Genomic DNA, 2,208 nt, shown 5'->3' with positions numbered 1-2,208 from the left:
CGGAAATGCAGTACCGATTTAATCGGCGTTTTGATTTGTGTGCCCTTATCCCACGCATGCTACATGCCTTACTCATTGCTAAGCCTTGCCCGCTTGGGCGATTAACTGAGCAAGAGACATAATCAGGATGCCATTTATAAAACCTAGTTATTCGCAATCTAGAATTACAGCGCAAAATAAGCCTGCTCAGATCCACAAAAACGAATCTTGTGGTAATTCAAAACTTAGCGGTTTAACAATCAATGAAAAGGAGGCGATAAAACTTTCAGGCTTGGTGCCTCGTCATTGCATTGCGCTAAAGGAGTTTGCCGCTCAGAGTAATTGTGTTATTGCGTTCAGGCCTGTAGAACCAATTTCAACTCAGTTGATCGCTGAAAATTACCCTACCAAGAATTTTCATATTAAAGGAAAAAGTTCAACGTGGGGGCCTATGGCTGGTTTTATCGCGGTTAAGCAATCATTAAGTAAACTAGAAAATAGTCCTACTAGAATTGAGCCTTCTAATGAAAAAGTACAAGAGTGCATGAAGGATGGATACGCGGTGTCCGGCCCGCTGGAAATTAGTACTGAACGGCTGACATATCTGATCACTGAAGGTGTGCTGGAAAAACAGGGTGATACTCTTTATGCCAAAGGTCCAAGTGGCGCTAAATATGAGTTTAGTGCATGCGCCAACAAAGACAACGGCAAGTTGACTATTACACAACATGGTGAACCTGTAATGGTACTTTGCGATCCAGAAAGTAAAATGCCATTAACTGCTGACTATGACCTAATGCTAATTGCAACACCACTTGAACAATATGGGCCCAAGGATATTCCAGAAAATATTGATATCCATCATGGCCATTTTCTTGAAAGAGTAAGTGGCTACAAGACACCACTTCCTGCTCAGCTACAGGCACAAAAAGATTCTCCTGCTCTGTTTTATAGCAAGGAAAACAAAGAGTTGGGAAATGTGACTGGACGGGTACAAGAACTTATCCCACAGCTGAATGAGGCGATGGGTTGCCAGCCGGGTAGAGAAGTTGTTCACCATAGTATGGATGCAAACAATCCAGTGTCCGATCCTAGTAGTAATTACCCAGTAACTTTATTTTTACCACGTAAATTTGGCGAGATTGCAGAAACTATGGTAGTTGCCAGAAACAAGGAAGAGTTGAAGGAAATTATTACCTTGACTAAAGACGAAGGTTTTTATGTACCGCTTAATCCGCTATGGGAGCCTGAGGTAAACAGTATTCTGCGGCCTAGTTTTGTGAGGGCGCGGGCTGTGTTTTCCTAATTGTTAATTAAAATAGTAAGCGTAACGCTGGGTGGGTGATGTAGGCTGCTAAATATGGACACCTTCAATTGAGATAAAATCATCTCTGGAGGTAAGTCATGGCAAGTCGTTATACCGCTGCATTTCGTGCAGAAGCCGTTAAATTAGTACTCGAACAACACTTGAATGTGCCGCAAGCCGCCAAGCAATTAGCGATGCCCAAACAGACGCTAGATAAGTGGGTCAAATTGACGCAGCAAGGCAAGTTAGCGGGACTGGATCAGCATCGCGTTCAACCCGTCGATGAGCTCAGTGCCGAGCTCGCTAGGCTCAAACGAGAACTGGCCGAGAGCAAAATGGAGTGCGCTTTTTTAAAAAAGGCCGCCGCGTACTTTGCCAAGGAATCCACGCCAAGTACGCGTTCATGAAGCAGCAAAGAAAGCATTATTCGATTTCACAAATGGCACAATGGTTTGGCCTGTCGCGCAGCGGATTTTATGCTTGGCTGCAGCCCAAATCGGCGCCAAAGCAGGCGCATCGCCAACTACTGGAAGTCAAAATACGGGCCGCACATGCGCACAGCAGAATGACCTATGGGCCACGTCGTTTGCAGAAAGAACTCGTGGCCGACGGCGTGCGAATTGGCTTGAGTCAATTGCGCTATTTGAGGCGCAGACTGGGTTTGCGTTGTATTCAAGCGAAGAAGTTTAAAGCGACGACGAATTCAAATCATAGCTTGCCAGTGAAAGAGAATTTACTCGGACAATGCTTTGAACCGGTCAAGCCAAACGAAATGTGGGTGAGCGATATTAGCTACAGTACGCCCAGCCAGCGTAGCCTGCATTGATTGGGGTGATGCTGCTTGAGCATGTTTGGAATGCAGTATCCCCGCAAGTCGTTGATGTTGCGCTGGGGAATGCCCTTCTTCTGCTACAAGGGGAAGT

Annotated in this window: 3 protein-coding genes; all 3 read left to right on the top strand. The window is 45.5% G+C overall.

Annotation, left to right across the window (positions count from 1 at the left end):
• Positions 1-127 precede the first annotated feature (127 nt).
• The 3 genes from CSQ88_RS22275 (at position 128) to CSQ88_RS22265 (ending at position 2,111) form a co-directional block, all read left to right on the top strand.
• Positions 128-1,285, top strand: coding sequence for an anthrax toxin-like adenylyl cyclase domain-containing protein (locus CSQ88_RS22275; protein WP_099400247.1), 1,158 nt, complete (start codon positions 128-130; stop codon positions 1,283-1,285).
• A 98-nt stretch (positions 1,286-1,383) separates the two neighbouring features.
• A complete protein-coding gene (locus tag CSQ88_RS22270; RefSeq protein WP_099400246.1) occupies positions 1,384-1,692 on the top strand; it encodes a transposase in 309 nt (102 codons plus the stop codon).
• Positions 1,689-2,111 carry an IS3 family transposase gene (locus CSQ88_RS22265; protein ID WP_099400245.1) on the top strand — a complete coding sequence of 141 codons (423 nt, stop codon included), beginning with the start codon at positions 1,689-1,691 and terminating at the stop codon, positions 2,109-2,111. Before CSQ88_RS22270 ends, CSQ88_RS22265 begins: the two co-directional genes overlap by 4 nt.
• The last annotated feature ends 97 nt before the right edge of the window (positions 2,112-2,208 follow it).

Origin of the sequence: Iodobacter sp. BJB302 (assembly GCF_002735645.1) — a bacterium.
Taxonomy (GTDB): Bacteria; Pseudomonadota; Gammaproteobacteria; order Burkholderiales; family Chitinibacteraceae; genus Iodobacter.
The sequence above is the reverse complement of the archived record's forward strand: the minus strand, read 5'-3'. Positions and strand labels throughout refer to the sequence as shown.